The 18095-nt window shown below is 64.7% G+C and carries 23 protein-coding genes and 1 riboswitch; of the genes, 8 read left to right on the forward strand and 15 right to left on the reverse strand.

Going from position 1 to position 18095, the window contains the following annotated elements; all coding sequences use genetic code 11:
• Positions 1 to 42 precede the first annotated feature (42 nt).
• Together proC and ACIPUD_RS26865 are read right to left on the reverse strand one after the other, a co-directional pair.
• Positions 43 to 870 (reverse strand): pyrroline-5-carboxylate reductase, encoded by an 828-nt coding sequence (gene proC, locus ACIPUD_RS26860; protein WP_166517543.1) that lies wholly within the window; start codon positions 868 to 870, stop codon positions 43 to 45.
• 192 nt (positions 871 to 1062) lie between these two features.
• Positions 1063 to 1563 carry a YbjN domain-containing protein gene (locus ACIPUD_RS26865; protein WP_018453509.1) on the reverse strand — a complete coding sequence of 167 codons (501 nt, stop codon included), beginning with the start codon at positions 1561 to 1563 and terminating at the stop codon, positions 1063 to 1065.
• Positions 1564 to 1950: 387 nt separating this feature from the next.
• Positions 1951 to 2108: riboswitch (FMN riboswitch) on the forward strand.
• Between the two features lie 76 nt (positions 2109 to 2184).
• Between ACIPUD_RS26865 and ACIPUD_RS26870 the strand changes: the two genes are divergently transcribed.
• Entirely contained in the window at positions 2185 to 2748 is a 564-nt protein-coding gene (locus ACIPUD_RS26870) for a 6,7-dimethyl-8-ribityllumazine synthase (protein ID WP_026232546.1), read from the forward strand.
• An 81-nt stretch (positions 2749 to 2829) separates the two neighbouring features.
• Here ACIPUD_RS26870 and ACIPUD_RS26875 read toward each other — a convergent pair whose 3' ends face one another.
• From ACIPUD_RS26875 to ACIPUD_RS26910, 8 genes are all read right to left on the reverse strand, one after another.
• A complete protein-coding gene (locus ACIPUD_RS26875) occupies positions 2830 to 3864 on the reverse strand; it encodes a D-alanine--D-alanine ligase family protein (protein WP_007596826.1) in 1035 nt (344 codons plus the stop codon).
• On the reverse strand, positions 3861 to 4889 hold the full coding sequence (locus ACIPUD_RS26880) for a putative zinc-binding metallopeptidase (RefSeq protein WP_085350066.1): 1029 nt from the start codon (positions 4887 to 4889) through the stop codon (positions 3861 to 3863). Before ACIPUD_RS26880 ends, ACIPUD_RS26875 begins: the two co-directional genes overlap by 4 nt.
• 239 nt (positions 4890 to 5128) lie before the next feature.
• Positions 5129 to 6082 (reverse strand): ribose-phosphate pyrophosphokinase, encoded by a 954-nt coding sequence (locus tag ACIPUD_RS26885; RefSeq protein ID WP_007614838.1) that lies wholly within the window; start codon positions 6080 to 6082, stop codon positions 5129 to 5131.
• A 193-nt stretch (positions 6083 to 6275) separates the two neighbouring features.
• Complete coding sequence (locus ACIPUD_RS26890; protein ID WP_446481858.1) at positions 6276 to 6890, reverse strand: hypothetical protein; 615 nt, start codon at positions 6888 to 6890, stop codon at positions 6276 to 6278.
• Between the two features lie 113 nt (positions 6891 to 7003).
• A complete protein-coding gene (pgeF, locus tag ACIPUD_RS26895; protein WP_018453516.1) occupies positions 7004 to 7771 on the reverse strand; it encodes a peptidoglycan editing factor PgeF in 768 nt (255 codons plus the stop codon).
• On the reverse strand, positions 7768 to 8886 hold the full coding sequence (locus tag ACIPUD_RS26900; RefSeq protein ID WP_018453517.1) for a class I SAM-dependent methyltransferase: 1119 nt from the start codon (positions 8884 to 8886) through the stop codon (positions 7768 to 7770). The genes pgeF and ACIPUD_RS26900 overlap by 4 nt, the downstream gene beginning before the upstream one ends.
• Positions 8887 to 8907: 21 nt before the next feature.
• Complete coding sequence (gene lgt, locus ACIPUD_RS26905) at positions 8908 to 9753, reverse strand: prolipoprotein diacylglyceryl transferase (RefSeq protein ID WP_446481859.1); 846 nt, start codon at positions 9751 to 9753, stop codon at positions 8908 to 8910.
• An 8-nt stretch (positions 9754 to 9761) separates the two neighbouring features.
• Positions 9762 to 10499 (reverse strand): dienelactone hydrolase family protein, encoded by a 738-nt coding sequence (locus ACIPUD_RS26910; RefSeq protein ID WP_085350060.1) that lies wholly within the window; start codon positions 10497 to 10499, stop codon positions 9762 to 9764.
• A gap of 169 nt (positions 10500 to 10668) precedes the next feature.
• Here ACIPUD_RS26910 and ACIPUD_RS26915 point away from each other — a divergent pair, with 169 nt between their 5' ends.
• The 4 genes from ACIPUD_RS26915 (at position 10669) to ychF (ending at position 13590) form a co-directional block, all read left to right on the forward strand.
• Positions 10669 to 10920 (forward strand): accessory factor UbiK family protein, encoded by a 252-nt coding sequence (locus ACIPUD_RS26915; RefSeq protein ID WP_135170330.1) that lies wholly within the window; start codon positions 10669 to 10671, stop codon positions 10918 to 10920.
• 183 nt (positions 10921 to 11103) lie between these two features.
• The gene (locus tag ACIPUD_RS26920; RefSeq protein WP_085358102.1) at positions 11104 to 11823 is read left to right on the forward strand and encodes a 50S ribosomal protein L25/general stress protein Ctc; all 720 of its coding nucleotides are present in this window, start codon (positions 11104 to 11106) and stop codon (positions 11821 to 11823) included.
• A 58-nt stretch (positions 11824 to 11881) separates the two neighbouring features.
• Complete coding sequence (gene pth, locus ACIPUD_RS26925) at positions 11882 to 12487, forward strand: aminoacyl-tRNA hydrolase (protein ID WP_018453522.1); 606 nt, start codon at positions 11882 to 11884, stop codon at positions 12485 to 12487.
• Between the two features lie 5 nt (positions 12488 to 12492).
• On the forward strand, positions 12493 to 13590 hold the full coding sequence (gene ychF, locus ACIPUD_RS26930) for a redox-regulated ATPase YchF (protein ID WP_204512361.1): 1098 nt from the start codon (positions 12493 to 12495) through the stop codon (positions 13588 to 13590).
• Between the two features lie 29 nt (positions 13591 to 13619).
• On the opposite strand, the gene ACIPUD_RS26935 is transcribed toward ychF, so the two are convergent.
• Positions 13620 to 13916, reverse strand: coding sequence for a DUF4282 domain-containing protein (locus tag ACIPUD_RS26935; protein ID WP_018453524.1), 297 nt, complete (start codon positions 13914 to 13916; stop codon positions 13620 to 13622).
• Positions 13917 to 14094: 178 nt separating this feature from the next.
• Here ACIPUD_RS26935 and ACIPUD_RS26940 point away from each other — a divergent pair, with 178 nt between their 5' ends.
• The 3 genes from ACIPUD_RS26940 (at position 14095) to ACIPUD_RS26950 (ending at position 15374) form a co-directional block, all read left to right on the forward strand.
• Complete coding sequence (locus ACIPUD_RS26940; protein ID WP_018453525.1) at positions 14095 to 14547, forward strand: MaoC family dehydratase; 453 nt, start codon at positions 14095 to 14097, stop codon at positions 14545 to 14547.
• Positions 14547 to 15029, forward strand: a complete 483-nt coding sequence (locus ACIPUD_RS26945) for a MaoC family dehydratase (protein WP_018453526.1) — start codon at positions 14547 to 14549, stop codon at positions 15027 to 15029. The genes ACIPUD_RS26940 and ACIPUD_RS26945 overlap by 1 nt, the downstream gene beginning before the upstream one ends.
• A gap of 198 nt (positions 15030 to 15227) precedes the next feature.
• The gene (locus ACIPUD_RS26950; protein ID WP_007596790.1) at positions 15228 to 15374 is read left to right on the forward strand and encodes a hypothetical protein; all 147 of its coding nucleotides are present in this window, start codon (positions 15228 to 15230) and stop codon (positions 15372 to 15374) included.
• Between the two features lie 27 nt (positions 15375 to 15401).
• Here the strand turns inward: ACIPUD_RS26950 and ACIPUD_RS26955 are convergent, their stop codons facing one another.
• The 4 genes from ACIPUD_RS26955 to ACIPUD_RS26970 form a co-directional block, all read right to left on the reverse strand.
• Complete coding sequence (locus tag ACIPUD_RS26955; RefSeq protein WP_007614812.1) at positions 15402 to 15539, reverse strand: hypothetical protein; 138 nt, start codon at positions 15537 to 15539, stop codon at positions 15402 to 15404.
• A gap of 283 nt (positions 15540 to 15822) precedes the next feature.
• Positions 15823 to 16245 (reverse strand): hypothetical protein, encoded by a 423-nt coding sequence (locus ACIPUD_RS26960; RefSeq protein ID WP_007614810.1) that lies wholly within the window; start codon positions 16243 to 16245, stop codon positions 15823 to 15825.
• A 235-nt stretch (positions 16246 to 16480) separates the two neighbouring features.
• Positions 16481 to 17398 (reverse strand): hypothetical protein, encoded by a 918-nt coding sequence (locus tag ACIPUD_RS26965; protein WP_026232548.1) that lies wholly within the window; start codon positions 17396 to 17398, stop codon positions 16481 to 16483.
• Positions 17399 to 17612: 214 nt separating this feature from the next.
• On the reverse strand, positions 17613 to 18053 hold the full coding sequence (locus ACIPUD_RS26970) for a nuclear transport factor 2 family protein (protein ID WP_446481860.1): 441 nt from the start codon (positions 18051 to 18053) through the stop codon (positions 17613 to 17615).
• Positions 18054 to 18095 lie beyond the last annotated feature (42 nt).

Consider the following 18095-nt stretch of genomic DNA (forward strand, 5'->3'; position numbering starts at 1 on the left):
GGTGGGGCACGCTTCGCTTTGCCCACCCTACGGCACACTTTCTTACTTCGCCAATTCCTTCGACCGCTTCGTCGCCGCCGCGATGGCGCGGATCATCAGATCGCGCAGGCCGGGCTCGCCCATCAGCACGCCGAGTGCCGCGGCCGTGGTGCCGCCGGGCGAGGTGACGTTCTGGCGCAGCGTGCCGGAGGCAAGCTCCGACTGGTGGAGAAGTTCACCCGAGCCGGCGACGGTTTCGCGCGCGAGTTTTGTCGCGAGCGCCTCGGGCAATCCCGCCTCGACACCGGCGCGCGCGAGTTCCTCGGCCAGCAAAAACACATAGGCCGGACCCGAGCCGGACACCGCAGTGACCGCGTCCATCAGGCTCTCATCGTCGACCCATTCGACCGAGCCGGTGGCGCGTAGCAGCGCATCGGCCACCGCGCGTTGCTGTGCGCTGACATTGTTCGCGGCGACAGCCACCGTGATGCCGCGACCGATCGCGGCCGGCGTGTTCGGCATCGCGCGCACCACCGCGCCGCCGCAGACCTCCTCGAGCGAGGCGATCGTGGTTCCCGCCATGATCGACACCACCGCGGTCTTGTCGGAGACGAATGGCTTCAGCTTGGCGCCGGCCTCGCGGAACATTTGCGGCTTCACCGCGACGACGAGCGTCTCGACCTGGCCTGCCGTCGTCACATCAGGATTGAGCGCAATCCCCTTGGCGGCAAGTGCGGTGATCTCGGCCGAGATGTGCGGATCGATCACCGCGACGCGGCGCGGATCGAGCCCGCCCGAAAGCCATCCGGTCAGCATCGCGCCGCCCATCTTGCCGGCACCGGCGAGCAGGATGGTGCCGGTGATGTTCTCGAGAGTGTTGTTGCTCGTCATAGCCGTTGCCACAAACTCAGTGTCGTCCCGGCGAAGGCCGGGACCCATACCACAACTGGTTTTAATGGATGGAGGTGTTGGCAACAAGCAGCGTGCCACAAGCGAAATCACGCGGTATGGGTCCCGGCCTTCGCCGGGACGACGGCGAGCAGGGAGCGACGCCTTCCTCACGCGCTGGAGAGCTGAGTGCGCTTACGCCTCGCCCACCGTGTCGAACATGGCCGCGTCCATGGCTTCCGTCGTGGACTTGCCTGCCCACACCACGAACTGGAACGCCGGGAAATAGCGTTCGCAGGCGTGGATGGCGCCTGCGAGCATGGCTTCGCACTGGCCGGTGGAGGCGATGAGCCCGCCCGGCAGCACCAGGGCCTGCCGGTGCATGATCATGCCGGTGGTGGTCCACAGGTCGAAGTGCCCGACCCACAATTGCTCGTTGACCGCGGCCACGAGCCGCTGGACCTCCGGTCGCCGCGCAACCGGGATCTTCATGTCGAACGCGCAGGCCAGATGCAGCGCCTCGATCTCGCCCATCCAGGTGAAGGAGATCTGGTAGTCGGTCCATTGTCCCTTGGAGACAATCGTGAGTTCGTCTTCGCCGGAGCGTTCGAACGGCCAGTTGTTGCTGGCAGCGATATCCTCGACCACCGCGAGCGGATGGTTTTTGGAATCGATGGTGCCTTCGAGCAGGGACATGCCGTCTCGACCTCTTGCCTTTTTGTTGTCTTTGATACGCACGCGGTTGGTCCGGCGCGCGCTCCCTTAAATCTTGCTAAGGCGATCCATTCGGATCAGCGCGGGCTTGTCGCGGATCAACTGATGTGATTTGCGGAATCTGCGCAACTGGCTGCCGAGTCCGTCCACAAGTCAGGACTCGTTCGTCCACAGCTCATCTCCGCCACAATTATTAACGGGAAGAACAAATCGGAATCGGATTCGATGGCCCGCCAATCGCTAATTCCGTCGCGTGCCCCCTGGACCGCCATGGCGGCATGGGACCATGCGGTTTTCCCATGCGGAACCCGCTTGCCGCGGCCCCGAACCGGCGTCATATTTGCAGTCAGGCCGTTCATCCCGGGCGGCCGATGTTCTCAGGGCGGGGTGAAAGTCCCCACCGGCGGTAAGGGCCGTAAGGCCTAAGCCCGCGAGCGCCTTCCTCAAAGCCTTGCTGAGGGGAAGGGTCAGCAGATTCGGTGCAACTCCGAAGCCGACGGTTAAAGTCCGGATGAAAGAGAACGGTCGGTGGCAGACGCATCGCAGGATGCGGCTGTTTGTCGTTCCGTGTGCCCTGATTCTGGTCCTTAACTGAGGAAAGCCATGAATCAGATGTTGCAAGATCCCCAAGCCGAAACGTCCCAACCAACTCAAACGCCACCGCCGGTTCCGCAAGATCCGGTGCCCGACCATCCGCGCTTCGCGAAACCGCAGCGGGTGGCCTTCGTGCAGGCATGCTGGCACCGCGACGTGGTCGAGGAGGCCCGCATCGCCTTCGCGAAGGAGGCAGAAGCGCGCCACCTCAATCATGTCGACGTGTTCGAGGTGCCGGGCTCGTTCGAGATCCCGCTGCATGCGCAGATCCTGGCCAAGACACGACGCTACACCGCGATCGTCGCGGCCGGCCTCGTCGTCGACGGCGGCATCTACCGCCATGAGTTCGTCGCCGATACCGTGATCAAGGCGTTGATGGACGTGCAGCTGCGCACCGAGGTGCCCGTGTTCTCCGCGGTGCTGACGCCGCAGCAATTCCACGAGACCGAGGTGCACTACGATTTCTTCCGCAAGCATTTTGCCATCAAGGGCGTCGAAGTGGCAGCCGCCTGCGCGGAGACACTGCTCGGGCTCGAACGCCTGCGCGGCCAGGTCGCTGCGGGGATCGTGTAACGCGGCGCAACGACCATCCCTCATCCCGAGCGGCGCAAAGCGCGTCTCGAAGGATGAGGGGCGATCGCAGCCGTGTTCGTCTCAGCCGAGTGAGACTCCCGCTTTGGCGCGGCTGATCCCGAGGGCCAGGATGCGCTGCAGGAGAGCCGGATATTTGAGCCCGTCATGTAAAGCCGCCGTGGCGAACTCCTGGCTCTTGGCGATCTCGGGATTGGGATTGGCTTCGATGAAATATGGCGTGCCGTCGGCAGTGAGACGAAAATCGATGCGCGCATAGCCGTCGAGGCCGAGCACCCGGTAGATGCGTTTCGCGGCCCGCTGGATCCTGGCGGTCACTTCCGGCGCCAGATCCTTCGCAGGTCCGTCGACGATGCCGACCTTCTCCTGATAGTCGGTGTCGTGCTTGGCCTTCTCCGTGGCGATATGCCGTGACGAGCGGCCGCCCATGCTGCCGAATTTCAGCTCCCAGACCGGCAGAACGCGCAAGCGGTTGTTGCCGAGCACGCCGACGTAAAGCTCTCGCCCCTCAATGAACTGCTCGGCAATGGCGGCGGATTCGACCCGCTCGTGGATGAAGGCAACCCGCTCCGCCAGCTTCTCGTCGGTGTCGACGATCGATGCTTGCGAGATGCCGAACGAGCCATCCATGTTCAGGCTCTTGACGATCAGCGGCAGCGCAAGGCGTGTCGGGCGTTTCACCTTGCGGCGCATCGGGAAGACCGCAAAGGCCGGCGCGGCGATCCGGCGGTGATGCACCAGCGTCTTGGACAAATCCTTGCCGCGGGCGAGGGTCAGGCCGCGCGGATTGCACCCGGTATAAGGGACCTTCATCAGCTCGAGATAGCTCGCGATGTGCTGGTCGAAGGCGACGTTGTTGTGGAATTCCTCCAGCAGCGTGAACACCACGTGCGGCTTGAATTCCTCGATAGCTTCGCGCACCGGCTTGATTTCCTCCTGCGCGCCGAGTGGGCGAACCTCATGGCCCGCCGCGCGCAAGGTACTCACCACGTCGTATTCCGTTTTCCACGCGTTGATTTCCTGCGCGGTGTGCCCGTCGCTGGAGTCCGGCGGCACGAAGTCCGGATGCATGAGCACCAGAATGCGTAGACGTCTCATAGCGCGATCCATTTTCGTCGAGACGGGCCAAACATCGTGTGCATCGTCTTGGCGGTCACGAGGACGATGAAGTCGAGAACAAGCTTCTGTTCAGGGCCGACGGCACGCAGATCGAGCTCGCGACAACGAGAGATCATCTCGTCAAGCACGGCATCGAGCGTAAGCTGATTCTCGCCGGTCCATCGCGAGACCAATTGCCTGATCTGGGAGCGGTGGCGCCTGATCAGGGCTGAAGCCGGCTTTGAGCGGTGGTGCCTTGGATCGGCTGAAAACAGCCGGGAGAGATCGCGGTCGTAGGTCTTGGGGGGCGTGAAGGCGTAGAACGCCTGCTTCTTCTTGTAGTGCTCTTCGAGCGTCTGGCTGAGCCGACCCAGCGTATCGACACGCTCCCGCGTCGTGATCGGCGGCCGCTTTCCCGCGATCTCGCCCATCAGCTCGTCGACATATTCAAGCTTCTTCAGTGCCGGCCAGCCCGCATATCGCGTTCGCCAGTTCGAGCGCGGCCGCAGCCACACCGCAAAGGTCTCGGCGAAATCCTCGTCCGGATGGCTCTGCGCGTACCACAGCCGCAGATGCTGGACGTAACGCCGGCTGGCCGGATTGGGCCGGTAATAGCGCGGATAATGTTTCGACGACGGGCCGAACAGTTGCTGCCAGCGCCGGCGGCGCTGCAACTGGTAGCCGTGCTGGATCGCATGGCCCGCTTCGTGACGAAGGATGGCCATGCATTCGCGCCAGGTTCCGCCCTCGACGTCGAACATCATCTTCTTCTCGAGCTTCATCAGGCGGGGATGAGCGAGATAGAACGGAATGGCGATGCCGGGAACGCCGCCCGGACTGAACCATTCGCTCGACATCCAGGTGTGCGGCCGCAGCCGGATGCCGCGCTCCTCGAGTTCCTCGTAGAGCGTTCTGACGCAGTCCTCGAGCCAGGTGCCTTCGACCGTAACCCTCAGGCTGGAGAGGCGTTGCTTGAGCAACTCATCATCCGACAGCTTCTCCCAGGCAAATTTCCGGCGTGGCATCGGGCATCCAGAGGGCAGAGATGACTCGGGATTCGGATGATGTCATGGGCGCTCGTTGGCAACAACCCGGGGGGCGGCGGCGCGTGAGGCGGTAGGGGGCAAAGCGACTTGTCCGCCGGAGCTCGACGAGCGAAGGCGGAAGCGTGCTCACCGTCTTCATGGCCACAAAAAAGGTGGGCACGGCGCGTTGCGCATTTGCCCACCCTACGATTTTCCGCAAGCGGCCAGAGGCGAAAACCTCAGTCAAACAGGCTCGACACCGACTCTTCCGCCGCGGTGCGCGCGATCGCGTCGGAGATCAGGCTGGCGATCGGCAGCGTGCGGATGTTCGGGGCCTTGCTCACCGCATCCGTCGGCAGGATCGAGTCGGTGATCACCAGCTCCTTCAGCCTGGAGTTCGTGATCCGGGCCGCCGCGCCGCCGGAGAGCACGCCGTGGGTGATGTAGGCGTAGACGTCCTTGGCGCCCTTGGCGATCAGCGCGTCAGCGGCGTTCACCAGCGTGCCGCCGGAGTCCACGATGTCGTCGATCAAGATACAAGTGTAGCCGGCGACGTCGCCGATCACGTTCATGACCTCGGATTCACCCGCCCTCTCGCGGCGCTTGTCGACGATCGCGAGCGGGGTGTTGATGCGCTTGGCGAGGCCGCGTGCGCGCGCCACGCCGCCGACGTCGGGCGAGATCACCATGGTCCTGGAGAGGTCGAACTTGTCCTTGATGTCGCGCACCATCAGCGGCGCTGCGTAGAGATTGTCGGTCGGGATGTCGAAGAAGCCCTGGATCTGGCCGGCATGCAGGTCGAGCGTCATGACGCGGTCGACGCCAGCCTGGGTGATCAAATTGGCGACGAGTTTTGCCGAGATCGGCGTGCGCGAACCCGATTTGCGGTCCTGCCGGGCGTAGCCGAAATAGGGCAACACCGCGGTGATGCGGCGCGCCGAGGAGCGGCGCAGTGCGTCGGTGATGATCAGCAATTCCATCAGATGGTCGTTCGCCGGAAACGAGGTCGACTGGATGACGAAGGCATCCGAGCCGCGCACGTTCTCCTGGATCTCGACGAAGATCTCCATGTCGGCGAAGCGCCGTACCACCGCCTTGGTCAGCGGCAGGTCGAGACCTTGCGCGATGGCCTGAGCGAGAGCCGGATTGGAGTTGCCGGCGACGAGCTTGATGGAGCCGTTCTTGGCCGACATGGACGCTTCCTCCCGCGCTTTGCTGGACACGATGTTCAACATCAAACAATACCCACTGGAAGCACGGTTACGACGGGCGAGGAAATATCAGGCCGGGGGCTGCAATGGCAACCCGGGGCACTACGTTTTCCCTGCGAAATCCCGAGTCCGGCCAACGGTTTGGCCGGAAAATGGGGCCGTGGTTTCGCGGGGGTTAGCGCTCGGCATAGCCGAGCGCCGAGGCCGGCATGTCGGCCAATGGAGCCTCCGGGATCACGCTCGCCACGGCCGGCCCGCGCAAGCCGGGAGCCGAGTTCGGCGCATCCGGCGCGCCGTTGATCATGTTGGAAAGTCCGCTGAATCCGGCCTGGGCGATCTTCCGCAGCACGAGGTCGTCGGCCGCGCCCCAAGGATCCCGGCCGCCCTTGGCCGCGGTCGGTTCCTCGCCTGAAAGGCGCAGCGCCCGCTGCTGGTTGGCGTCGTAGACGTCCCAGACCCAGGCGATCACGGTCTTGCCACGAACGATCTGGGCGGAGAGGTAGCTGCGCACGCGGTAGGCAGCCGTCCCCTCGCGGGAGACCACGGACAGGCTGCGCAGCTTGGATTCGCTGTCGAGCACGCCGACCATGCGGTCGAATACTTGCGGCGGCGGCCCATCGATCGATTCGAACGCGACTGTCGCCCCCGAGCCGGCGCTCGGCGCCATCGCATAGGAGTTCGCGGCACCACCGCCACCGGCACAGCCGCCAAGCGCGGCCGCCGCCGTCAGCAGCATGATCGCCAGCACGCGCGAACCCGCGCGACGCAAGATGAATGACGCGTCCCTCATTATGGAGGGCAGCGATATCGTTAAAACGCATTAACGTCTAGGGCGGGAGCGCCACAGGCCACTATCATCGCGCGCAGGCATCGCCCCGGAATGACACGGGGTTGCCTTTGTGTTCACGCTTCGAGCGCGATCGCGTGAACGTGGCGGCCGTAATCCGGCTCCTTGCGATGTACCGAGCGGCGGTAGCTGAAGAAGCGTTCGTCGGCGTAGGTGTCCAGACCGAGATCGTCGATCATCAGGATGCCCGCGGCTTCCAGACGCTTGCGGATGAAGCCGGCGAGGTCGAACATCGCGTGTCCCTCGCGCACCGACGGGATGAAGAACATGGCGTTGTCTCCATCCGCCTCGATGAAGCGCGCCACGAACTCGTTGCCGACTTCATAACTGTCCTGGCGGATCAGCGGGCCGATCGCGGCGATGATGCGGCTCCGCGAGGCGCCGAGTTTTTCCATCGCCGAAATGGTCTGCTCCAGCACGCCGGTGAGCGCACCCTTCCAGCCGGCATGCGCGCCGCCGATCACGCCCGCATTGGGATCGACGAACAGCACCGGTCCGCAATCGGCGGTGGAGACGCCGAGCGCGATGCCGGGCACCTTCGTCACCAGCGCATCGCCCTTCGGCCGCGGCCCGCTCGGCCACCGAGCTTCGGCCACGAGCACGTCGGGCGAATGGATCTGGTGCAGGCTGAGAAAGCGTTCGGGTGCGACGCCGACATGCTCGGCCATGCGGCGGCGGTTCTCCGCAACAAGGGCCTGGTCGTCATTGGAGCCGAGCCCGCCGTTCAGCGCGGAATAGATGCCGCCCGAGACGCCGCCCTCGCGGGTGAAGAAGGCGTGGCGCAGGCCGGGCACCGCGGACAGCAGCGAGGAGGCAAGCGTCATGAATCGTCTCCGGCGCGTTCGAGATCGCTGAGTCCCGCAAGGCCCGTCAGCCGCGGCTCGGAGATGCCGAGCACCTTGAACATCGAACCCATGCCGCTGCGCCCGGTTTCGGTCAGGCGCTTGAGCGCGATCGAAATGTCGGTGGCGACGTCAGGCGCCGCCTTCTGCATCAAGGCGGCTGCACGGGTCTCGATGCCGACGCGTTTGAGGAAATCGCCCTGCGTCACCGGCCCGTGCACGCGGGCGCCGACGTCCTCCGCCCCGCGCGCGAGCGCCTGGAAGTCGACATGGGCTGTGACGTCGGCCTGGCCCGGCGCCTTCAGGGGATCGGTGAAGGTGTGGCGCGCGATCGCCTGGAAGGTGTCGCCGGCATCGCTGCGCAGATGACCGTAATCGATGATCAGCGCCGCGCCGTCCTGGTCGCGCACGCGGCTGGCGAGCTTCATGATCTCGGCATCGGGCCGCCATTCGAACACGGCCCCGACGGGCGCGGCGCGCACCAGAGGCGGCAGCAACACCTCGAAGCGCGGCGTCGGCTCGGCCGCCGCGCCGAATTGAAGTTTTCCGTTGGCGTCGACCTCGATCACGCGCTCGTGCCAGCCGTTCTCGTGTCGGACCATCTGGTGGATCGGCAGCACGTCGAAATATTCGTTGGCGAGGATGATGCTCGGTCCCTCGGGCACGTCGTCGATGCTGTCGTGCCAGGCGATGTTGCGCACGCCCGACAGCGTCGCACTCTGCCGCTCGCGGAGGACGGGATTGACCTCGACCATGTGGATGTGGAGCGCCTGGTAGAGCGGCGGCAGCACGCGGAGCGCGCGCAGGGCGTCGGCCATCATGGTGCCGCGGCCGGGGCCGAGCTCGATCAGCCGCAGGAATTGCGGCGAGCCCATCTGCTTCCACACCGAGGCGGTCCACAGGCCCAAGAGCTCGCCGAACATCTGGCTGACCTCCGGCGCAGTGGTGAAGTCGCCTTCTCGTCCCAACGGATCGCGCGAGACGTAGTAGCCATAGCGCGGATGCATCAGGCACAGTTCCATGTACCGCCAGACCGGCATGGGGCCCGAGGATTTGATCAGCGCCTTGATCTCGTCGAGTAACGGCTGGTCGGTCACGGCCTATCTTCTCAAAAGGAATTAACGAATAGCCCCTACGGGCTCGGGCGCACCGCGCCTCACCGCCAATACAATAAGTATGCCGCCCACAATAAGCATCGGGATCGACAACAGCATGCCCATGGTTAATCCGCCCCAGAGGAAGCCGAGCTGGACGTCCGGTTCGCGGAAATGCTCGCCGGCGATCCGGCTCAAACCATAGATCAGGATGAAGGCGCCGAGGATCATGCCCGGCCGTTTCAGGGCACCGAAGCGGATCATGATCGCGAGGGCGGCAAACAGCAAAATGCCCTCCATGCCGGCCTCGTAGAGCTGGCTCGGATGGCGTGGCAGCTGGGTGGGATCATTGGGGAAGATCATCGCCCAGGGCAGCTCCGGGTCGGCGGCGCGGCCCCACAATTCGCCGTTGATGAAATTGGCGATGCGGCCGAGCAGCAGCCCGACCGGAGCGACGGCGGTGGTGATGTCGCCGAGCGACAGGATCGAGATGCGGTTGCGATAGGCGAACCACATCACCGCGACGACGCAGCCGAGGAAGCCGCCGTGGAAGGACATGCCGCCTTCCCACAGCCTGAAAATCGCGGCGGGATGGTCGATGAAGAAGGGCAGGTTGTAGAACAGCACATAACCGGTGCGGCCGCCGAGGATGATGCCGAGCGTGACCCACAGAATGAAGTCGTCGATCTGCACCAGCGACATCGGCGCCGGGCCGCCCCACAGCCGCTCCCTTTTCAGGAGCGAGCGCGCATAGAGCCAGCCGAACACGATGCCGCAGATATAGGCCAGGGCATACCAGCGGATCGCGAACGGGCCGATCTCGATCGCGATCGGCTTGAAGGCGGGAAAGTCGATGAGCAGAAGTTGCATCGCGCCTTCTATGTCTGGACGAGATTGCGGCGATAGAGCGCCAGCAGACGCTCCCAATGCCGCTCGGCGGCGTCGCGGTGATAGACCGGACGCTTGGGGAAGGCGAAGCCGTGATGGGTGCCGGGATAGATCTCGACTTCGGCTTTGGCGCCGCTCATGCCCTGCTTCACCTTCTCGATGATCTCGGCGGGCGCGTAGATGTCGGTCTCGGCGCAGGCGAAGTAGAGTTCGGCCTTGGTCTTGGCTGCCGCGAGATGCGGGCTGTCGTCCTGGTCGGTTGCGAGCTGCGTGCCGTAGACCGAGGCGGCGGCCTTGACGCGATCAGGGAAATGCGTGGCGGCGTTGACGGCGTAGCGGCCGCTCATGCAGTAGCCGACTGTACCGATCAGTTTGGTGTTCGCGGCCGCCTGGCCCTCGGCATAGGTGAGCAACGCCCGCGTGTCGTCCATGATCATGGGGATCGTGAGCGATCCCATCAGCGCGAACATGCGCTTGCGTTCCGGGGCGTTCGGATCGGCCGGCAGCGCGCCGAGCTCCATCACGCCGGAGCGGTAATAGAGGTTCGGCAGCATCACGTAATAGCCCGATGTTGCGAGCCGGCGCGCCATGTCGCGCAGCTCTTCGCGGATCGCCGGCGCGTCCATGTAGAACAGGATGACCGGAAACGGCCCGCCGCGTTCGGGATGGCTGATGAAGGTTGCGGTGTGACCGTCCTTGGTGGGGATCGCGATCTGCTGGTCGATCATCTCGAGCGCCTTTTGTGATTCTTCTTATGCAGGGACGTTGAATACGATTGCAAGGAAACCGGGGCATGACAAGGATACCGCCGATCGGCCCTTGAACCGGCCCAAACGGATTGCCATTGTCTTCCCGCGCGTTCGCGCAGAGTTCATCGAAAGCCGCCAGGAGACCGACATGACCCAGACCAACAACCGGTTTTTCGACGAGATCGGCCGCCTGATGAACGATGCCGCCGGCGCCGCGCAGGGCGTCAAGCGCGAGTTCGACACGGTGATGCGCACCCAGGCCGAAAAATTCCTGCGCGATATGGACCTGGTCAAGCGCGAGGAGTTCGAGGCGGTCAAGGATATGGCGCGCCTGGCGCGCGAGGAGAACGAGGCCCTGAAGACGCGCATCGCGGCACTGGAGGCCAAGCTCGGCGGGTAACTCCGCCGGCTCCTTCCGGGCGATCCGGTTCCTTCCGGCCGCCCATTCTCCTTGTTATTTCCGCGTCTTCCGGGTAAAAGCCCGCCACGTCCGCAGCCCCCGCACCCCTGGAGGCTTGCTGCGGCGTATGCCATGGGCCGCGTTGCGGCCCATTAACTTTTGCAAAAACAAGGACTTAACGTTATGGCGACCGTCAAGGAATTGAAGGCGACCGCACGTCCGAAGAGCGGCAAGGGGGCCGCCCGGGCTGAGCGTCGCGCCGGGAGAGTGCCCGGAGTGATCTACGGCAACAACCAGCCCCCGCTGACCATCTCGGTTGACGATCGCGAACTGCGCTCGCGCATCCTCGCCGGCCGGTTCCTGACCACGCTGGTCGACATCGACCTCGAAGGCAACAAGCACCGCGTGATTCCGCGCGACTACCACCTCGATCCGGTCAAGGATTTCCCGATCCACGTCGACTTCATGCGGCTCGGCGAAGGCGCCACCATCCGCATCAGCGTTCCCTTGCACGTGGTGAAGGCTGAAGGTTCGCCCGGCGTGAAGCGCGGCGGCGCCGTGAACATCGTTGCGCACGCGATCGAGCTCGAGTGCGGCGTGGAGAACATCCCGCAGTTCATCGAGGCTGACGTCGGTTCGCTCGAAATCGGCCACTCGCTGCATCTCTCTGACATCAAGCTGCCGGCAGGCGTAAAGGCGCTGACCGCCGAGGACGCGACCCTCGTCACCATCGTGCCGCCGTCCGGCTACGCCGAAGAGCTGAAGGCCGCGGCTGCTGCTCCGGCTGCAGGTGCTGCTGCTCCGGCGGCTGGTACTGCCGCTCCTGCTGCGGGTGCTGCTCCGGCAGCGGCTGCCAAGGCCCCGGCTGCCAAGGCTCCCGCCGGCGGCGACAAGAAGAAGTAATCTCTCAAAGCTGGCGCGCGGTCCCTGATCGCGCGCCGAGCGAGGGGCGCGCCGCGTCATGCGACTGTTTGTTGGGCTCGGCAATCCCGGCCCGAAATTCGCACGTAACCGGCACAATGTCGGCTTCATGGCCGTCGACGAGATCGCGCGGCGTCATGGTTTCGCACCCTGGCGCCGCAGGTTTCAGGGCGAGACCTCGGAAGGCACGCTCGGCACCGAGCGCGTGATCCTGCTCAAGCCGATGACCTACATGAATGATTCCGGCCGCAGCGTTCAGGAAGCGGCAAGCTTCTTCAAGATCGCGCCGGGCGACGTCACCGTATTCCATGACGAACTCGAACTGCCGCCGGGCAAGGTGCGGGTGAAGATCGGCGGCGGCATCGCCGGCCACAACGGCCTGCGCTCGATCTCCGCCCATATCGGCAACGAGTACCGCCGGGTGCGGCTCGGCATCGGTCATCCCGGCGTCAAGGAATTGGTGCACGGCCATGTGCTGTCGGACTTCGCCAAAGCGGACAACGACTGGGTGGCGACGCTCTGCGACGCGGTGGCCGAGCACGCGGCATTGGTTGCCAAAGGCACGGACGCGACCTTCGCCAACAGGGTGCACCTCGCCATGCAGGCGAAGGGATTTTTGACCAAGGACGACAACGGCAAGGAATAACGCTCGTGGGATTTAAATGCGGGATCGTCGGGTTGCCCAATGTCGGCAAGTCGACCTTGTTCAACGCGCTGACCGAGACGGCCGCGGCGCAGGCGGCGAACTATCCGTTCTGCACGATCGAGCCGAATGTCGGCGAGGTCGCGGTGCCGGATCCGCGGCTCGATAAGCTCGCAGCGATCGCCAAGTCGGGCCAGATCATCCCGACCCGGCTGACCTTCGTTGACATCGCCGGCCTCGTGCGCGGCGCGTCCAAGGGTGAAGGCCTCGGCAACCAGTTCCTCGCCAACATCCGTGAGGTCGACGCCATCGCGCATGTCGTGCGCTGCTTCGAGGACTCCGACATTACCCATGTCGAAGGCAAGATCGCCCCGCTCGCCGATATCGAGACCATCGAGACCGAGCTGATGCTCGCCGATCTCGACAGCCTCGAGAAGCGCGTCGACAATTTGTCCAAGAAGGCCAAGGGCAACGACAAGGACGCCAAGGAGCAGCTCGACCTCGTCAATCGCACGCTGGTGCTGCTGCGCGAAGGCAAGCCCGCGCGCCTCGTCGAGCGCAAGGTGGAGGAGGAGCGCGCCTTCGGGATGCTCGGCCTGCTGTCGTCCAAGCCCGTGCTCTACGTCTGCAACGTCGAGGAAGGCTCGGCCGCATCAGGCAATTCGTTCTCGAAGGCGGTGCAGGACCAGGCTGCCAAGGAAGGCGCCATTGCGGTCGTCATCTCGGCAAAAATCGAATCCGAGATCGCCACCATTTCGCGCGACGAACGCGCCGACTTCCTGGAGACGCTGGGTCTCGAAGAGGCCGGCCTCGATCGCCTGATCCGCGCCGGCTACACGCTGCTCGACCTCATCACCTATTTCACGGTGGGCCCGAAGGAAGCGCGCGCCTGGACCATCTATCGCGGCACCAAGGCGCCGGGCGCCGCCGGTGTGATCCACACCGATTTCGAAAAGGGTTTTATCCGCGCCGAGACCATCGCGTATGAGGACTACGTCGCGCTCGGCGGCGAAGCCGGCGCCCGCGATGCCGGCAAGCTCCGCCTCGAAGGCAAGGAATACGTCGTCGCCGACGGCGACGTGATGCATTTCAGGTTCAACACGTAAGACGCTGGAGTTCGTGCCCCGGAAGCGCCCTACCGCACCCCGCCGCCCTGATCCCTGATCGCGCCAAGATGCTCGTTGATGCGGAAGATGATCAGGATCAGCTCGGCGAGAATGCGCGAGAACACGATTCCGACGACGACGCTCGCGATCGACGACAGCAGCATCAGGAAGCCGCCGAACGGGCTGATCGCCATCATTGCGAGGCCGGAGAAGATGCCGGAGAGGCCGAACAGGCAGATCAGCGCGATCACCAGCCAGTAGAAGGTCTTGATGATCGTCGGCGTGATAAAGCGGTCCCATTGAAACAGGTCGCTGAATGAAAACATTGCTCTCCCCAGGGCAATTCAGGTGTTGTCGGGCCTTGCAAATGGATCGTGGCCCCTGCTCGATCCGACTCAAGACCGACGCCGGCGCGCCGAATGTAGCACGAGCCATGCGGGCCGGCGGGTTGAGATTGCCGCAAAGTGCGGCCACAATCTGTCGTTCCCTCAAACCTTTCCCAAGATGACCCTGACCTTCGAAGATTTCCCGCCCGGCCGGTTCGGAACATTCGGCCCGCGCCATGTCACGCGCGACGAGATCGTGGCCTTTGCCGCCGAGTTCGATCCGCAGCCGATGCACCTCGACGAGGACGCCGCCAGCAAAAGCATGCTGCGCGGCCTGTCCGGCTCGGGCTGGCATCTCTGTTCGCTGATGATGCGGATGATGGCGGACGGTTTCATCACCCGCGCCGCTTCGCTGGGATCTCCCGGCGTCGACGAAGTGCGGTGGCTGTCGCCGCTCAGACCCGGCGACGATCTCATGCTCGAAGTCGACGTCGTGGAGGCCCGCACCTCGAAGAGCCGCCCGGAGCTCGGCATCGTCAAATTCAAATGCACCGTGCGCAACGCCGGGGGTGATGCGCTGTGCGAGATGACGTCGCCGATCCTGATCAAGCGGCGCGAAGGGGCGGTCTGATGCCGTTTTTCGAGGAGATCGAGATTGGGCATCGCCGTGAGATCGGCGCCTATACGTTCACGGCCGAGTCGATCAAGACATTCGCCGCAAAGTTCGATCCGCAGCGTTTTCACCTCGACGAGGAGGAGGGCAAGAACTCCTTGTTTGGCGGGCTCGCGGCCTCGGGCTGGCACGTCGGGTCGGCCTGCATGAGCCTGCTTGTCGCCGACGGCCAGCGCCTGGCGCGGGAAGCCGCTTCGCGCGGCGAGGAGGTCGCGGTGTGGGGCCCGTCGCCGGGCTTTCGCGACCTGCGCTGGATCAGGCCGGTGCTCGCCGGCGACATCGTCACCTACGTCAACGTCGTCATCGACAAGCGCAGCTCCGCCTCGCGACCCGGTTGGGGCATCCTGACCGCGCGCACCACCGGCACCAACCAGCGCGGCGAGGACGTCTACGCCATCACCGCAACCGCCTTCGTGCCGATGCGTGTGAACGGCGGTTAGATTCGTTCCAGGATGAACGGCGAAAACAGCGCGCGAGTGTTGCCCCCGCGCTATGGACGCGATTCCGGGTGGCTGCCATAAGCCTGCGCAACATGGTTTTCCCGCGAAGCAATGCGCGGAACCATCGAGTTGCTAACCAATTATGAACCTGTCGCTGTCTATTTGAACGAACTGGGCAGAGTACAGGGGACGAGGACCATGGCAGACCGCGGCGCACTCAAGCTGGTCGGATTCATCTTTGCTACCGCGACGCTGGCCGTGATGCTGGTGGCCGGCATGGTGGTGAAGGGCTATGCCGACGGCGCCTACACCCTGGAAGCTTCGACCGTGGAAGCCGCCCGGTAAGATTTCGTTAACTCCGCGGCCTCCGCCTCAGCGGCTATAGACGAACGCCAATATCGCGATCGCAACCGCCAGCAATCCGACAAAACGCAGCATGATCGTGCCGAACTGGTTCGGCGCGGGTCGCAGCGGTATCGGGTCGGTGGTGTCGGGCCGAATGCTTTCCATGGAATGTCCCCGGGCCCGGCCGCGATGGCGGGAGCGCTTGGCGTTAGTCTCCGGGGGGATGCGGGAAGTTCAAAACCCTCCGTTGTCATGCCCCGCGAAAGCGGGGCATCCGGTACGCCGCGGCTTCTCAATTCTCGCCTCGCTGCCTCTGGAATACTGGATCACCCGCTTTCGCGGGTGATGACACTTTTCGTGGGGCGCGTGCGCACCGTCACACACCCCACGAATCAAAACCGCCGCGCCCCTTTCGGAACGCGGCGGCTGGTGATGCGGGATGCAGCGATCAGCTGTTGCGCAGGCCGTCGGCGGCGCGCTTCCACTGCGAGACGTTGTCGGCGATCATGCGGGTCGACTTCATCGCGGCCTGGCTGAGCTGGGCGTAGCCGGAGATCTCGCGCTGGACGCGCTGGCCTTCGGCGTGGAGCAGGTCGCGCAGGCTCTCGAGCTCGGAGATCAGATTCTCGATCTCGGCGAGCGAGGTGCCGGCGACGCGCTGGATCAGCGAGTTGACGTTGGTGACGGTGGCCTCCGCGCTCGGATCGAGCGGCGGCGCGTCCGTGGCGGTCGCTGCCGGACGGCGCAGATAGGCGATGTCGTTGCGGACGAAGTCACGGATGCCGGCTTCGACTTCCGTCACTGCGGCGAGGTTGGTGTCGATGGTCTCGGTCTCGGTGCCTTCGGTCTTTTCCGGACGCATGGCGTTCATCGTTGTTCCCCTGTTCGCGTTGAGCGCAGCGCGAGTGTCCCCCGCACGACGACGTCAGTCTGGACTAGGGCGTCGGATTTTGGCCGCAACTTGGCCGAGGTGCGGCAAGGGCGGTCCATTCGGGGGCTTTGCCGTGGCGTATGGTTACGGGAGTCTGAACGGCCGCGCCGAAGTGAACGCGCGGCCCGGTCGGTGCTCGACTCCCTCGCCTCGCAGGGGGGAGAGGCGAAAACAGCTACCAGCTCTTCTTGAAACCCGCCGTCAGGCTCTTGTTGATCGCCCCTTGCGAGGTTTCGCCGACCGAACCGGAGACGGTGACGTTGTCGAACAGCTTCTGTTCCGCGCCGACCTTGCGCAGCCATTTGTCGTCCGTGGTCGACAGCGACTGGCCCGCGGTGATGCTGGTGCCGGTATCGGTGAGAGTGACCTTGGCCGACTGCTCGGTCTCGTAATTGCGCGTGACGTGACCGCCGACGCCGGGGAGCGCCGTGGTGCCCTGCTGGTTGACGCTGTAGCCGTTCTGCAGCGTCAGCGACGTGTCGCCCGACAGCGGCACCGACTTGATCAGCGAGGCCCCGAGCTTGCTCTGCTCCGCGCCGGGATCGACGCGAGCCTCCACCGCGGTCTTGTCCCAGATCGCGCCGGCGCCCGGCGCGGTCGCGGCCGCCCAGGCGCTGCCGGACGATTGAGGCACGCTGCCGCCATTGCTGGCCTTCTGTGCCAGCAGCTCGGACATCGTCCGCGGCTCGCTCGTCACCGTCATGTCGGCGCCGATGCGGGCGTCCCAGAATGAGGATACCGACTGCTTCACCGTCACCGCCGAGGAGCCGTTGGCGTTGGCGTTCGTCGCCCAGTTCAGCCCGTCCTTGGCGGCGGCCTGCGCGCGCTTCTTGGCGGCGATGATGTCGTTGAGCGTGCCGGCGTCGATCGCGAGCTGGCCCCAGTCGAGCTTGTCAACGTCGATGCCGCTCAGCACGTCGGGGTCGTTGACGTCGGGGGCCTCCGCCGCTTCGGCGTCGTCGTCGGGCGCTGCGGCCGGGCCGGGGGAGAAGGGCGGAATGATCTGCGCCGAAACCGTCAGCACCGATCCCAAGATCAAAGCGGCCGCCAGCATCGGCAGCCTGGTCCAGCCAAACCCTGTCGCGAATTCCATCGTCCTGCCCGTCAGCCCAGTTCCCGCCGAGGATGCGGAACCATCATTGCGAAATTGTGGCGGTTCCATCAGACGCGAACCAACGGGCCGCGCGAAAGGCGCGCGCCCGATGACGAGCTTCTCCACGATTGCATCCGGCGGGGCTGGAGGCCAGGACGCGTCGTGGGGTGCATCAGCCATCGGTCCCGAAGTGCGGGGCCCGTTGGTGTTCCGTTCAGCCGACGCTGATCATCTTCGGCAAATGAATGGCGCGGCCAAGTGCCTGCTCGACCAGATCAAACGTGTCGATCAGCACGCGCATGCTGGTGAGCTTGCCCGCCCTGAACTGGGCAAACTGCGCCACCCGCAAGCTGATCGGCTTGCTGGAATCCAGTGCGGTCAGCGAATAGCGCAGCATCGAGGCGGCGGAATCGACGCCGAGCATGATGCTCTCGCGGTCGAAGCGGCGGACCTGGAAATTGTCGGCGAACTGGCGGATGACGTCGAGCACGGCGTCCTTGCCCTGGCGCGCGCCGAGGAACGGAAACATGTCTATCGGCCCATAGAGTGCCCACTCGACGTCCTCGTCGATCAGGGCCTCGATGTCCTCGAAATGCCGGTCGTTGATCGCGCGGTGCAACGCACGCGAGAAACGCCAGAGGCTGTGCTCTGTCATCTTGGGCAGTCCTGAAGCTGGCTTGCAAAAAAAACGAAAAAC

Source organism: Bradyrhizobium sp. CAR08 (assembly GCF_052871955.1).

Coding starts and splice junctions, on each gene's coding strand:
- ACIPUD_RS26970 (WP_446481860.1), bottom strand. CDS start 18,053: ATGACAGAGCACAGCCTCTGGCGTTTCTCGCGTGCGTTGCACCGCGCG.
- ACIPUD_RS26950 (WP_007596790.1), top strand. CDS start 15,228: ATGGCAGACCGCGGCGCACTCAAGCTGGTCGGATTCATCTTTGCTACC.
- ACIPUD_RS26865 (WP_018453509.1), bottom strand. CDS start 1,563: ATGTCCCTGCTCGAAGGCACCATCGATTCCAAAAACCATCCGCTCGCG.
- ACIPUD_RS26915 (WP_135170330.1), top strand. CDS start 10,669: ATGACCCAGACCAACAACCGGTTTTTCGACGAGATCGGCCGCCTGATG.
- pth (WP_018453522.1), top strand. CDS start 11,882: ATGCGACTGTTTGTTGGGCTCGGCAATCCCGGCCCGAAATTCGCACGT.
- proC (WP_166517543.1), bottom strand. CDS start 870: ATGACGAGCAACAACACTCTCGAGAACATCACCGGCACCATCCTGCTC.
- ACIPUD_RS26880 (WP_085350066.1), bottom strand. CDS start 4,889: ATGCCACGCCGGAAATTTGCCTGGGAGAAGCTGTCGGATGATGAGTTG.
- pgeF (WP_018453516.1), bottom strand. CDS start 7,771: ATGACGCTTGCCTCCTCGCTGCTGTCCGCGGTGCCCGGCCTGCGCCAC.
- ACIPUD_RS26945 (WP_018453526.1), top strand. CDS start 14,547: ATGCCGTTTTTCGAGGAGATCGAGATTGGGCATCGCCGTGAGATCGGC.
- ACIPUD_RS26960 (WP_007614810.1), bottom strand. CDS start 16,245: ATGAACGCCATGCGTCCGGAAAAGACCGAAGGCACCGAGACCGAGACC.
- ACIPUD_RS26965 (WP_026232548.1), bottom strand. CDS start 17,398: ATGGAATTCGCGACAGGGTTTGGCTGGACCAGGCTGCCGATGCTGGCG.
- lgt (WP_446481859.1), bottom strand. CDS start 9,753: ATGCAACTTCTGCTCATCGACTTTCCCGCCTTCAAGCCGATCGCGATC.
- ACIPUD_RS26935 (WP_018453524.1), bottom strand. CDS start 13,916: ATGTTTTCATTCAGCGACCTGTTTCAATGGGACCGCTTTATCACGCCG.
- ACIPUD_RS26870 (WP_026232546.1), top strand. CDS start 2,185: ATGAATCAGATGTTGCAAGATCCCCAAGCCGAAACGTCCCAACCAACT.
- ACIPUD_RS26920 (WP_085358102.1), top strand. CDS start 11,104: ATGGCGACCGTCAAGGAATTGAAGGCGACCGCACGTCCGAAGAGCGGC.
- ACIPUD_RS26875 (WP_007596826.1), bottom strand. CDS start 3,864: ATGAGACGTCTACGCATTCTGGTGCTCATGCATCCGGACTTCGTGCCG.
- ACIPUD_RS26955 (WP_007614812.1), bottom strand. CDS start 15,539: ATGGAAAGCATTCGGCCCGACACCACCGACCCGATACCGCTGCGACCC.
- ACIPUD_RS26885 (WP_007614838.1), bottom strand. CDS start 6,082: ATGTCGGCCAAGAACGGCTCCATCAAGCTCGTCGCCGGCAACTCCAAT.
- ACIPUD_RS26910 (WP_085350060.1), bottom strand. CDS start 10,499: ATGATCGACCAGCAGATCGCGATCCCCACCAAGGACGGTCACACCGCA.
- ACIPUD_RS26890 (WP_446481858.1), bottom strand. CDS start 6,890: ATGAGGGACGCGTCATTCATCTTGCGTCGCGCGGGTTCGCGCGTGCTG.
- ACIPUD_RS26940 (WP_018453525.1), top strand. CDS start 14,095: ATGACCCTGACCTTCGAAGATTTCCCGCCCGGCCGGTTCGGAACATTC.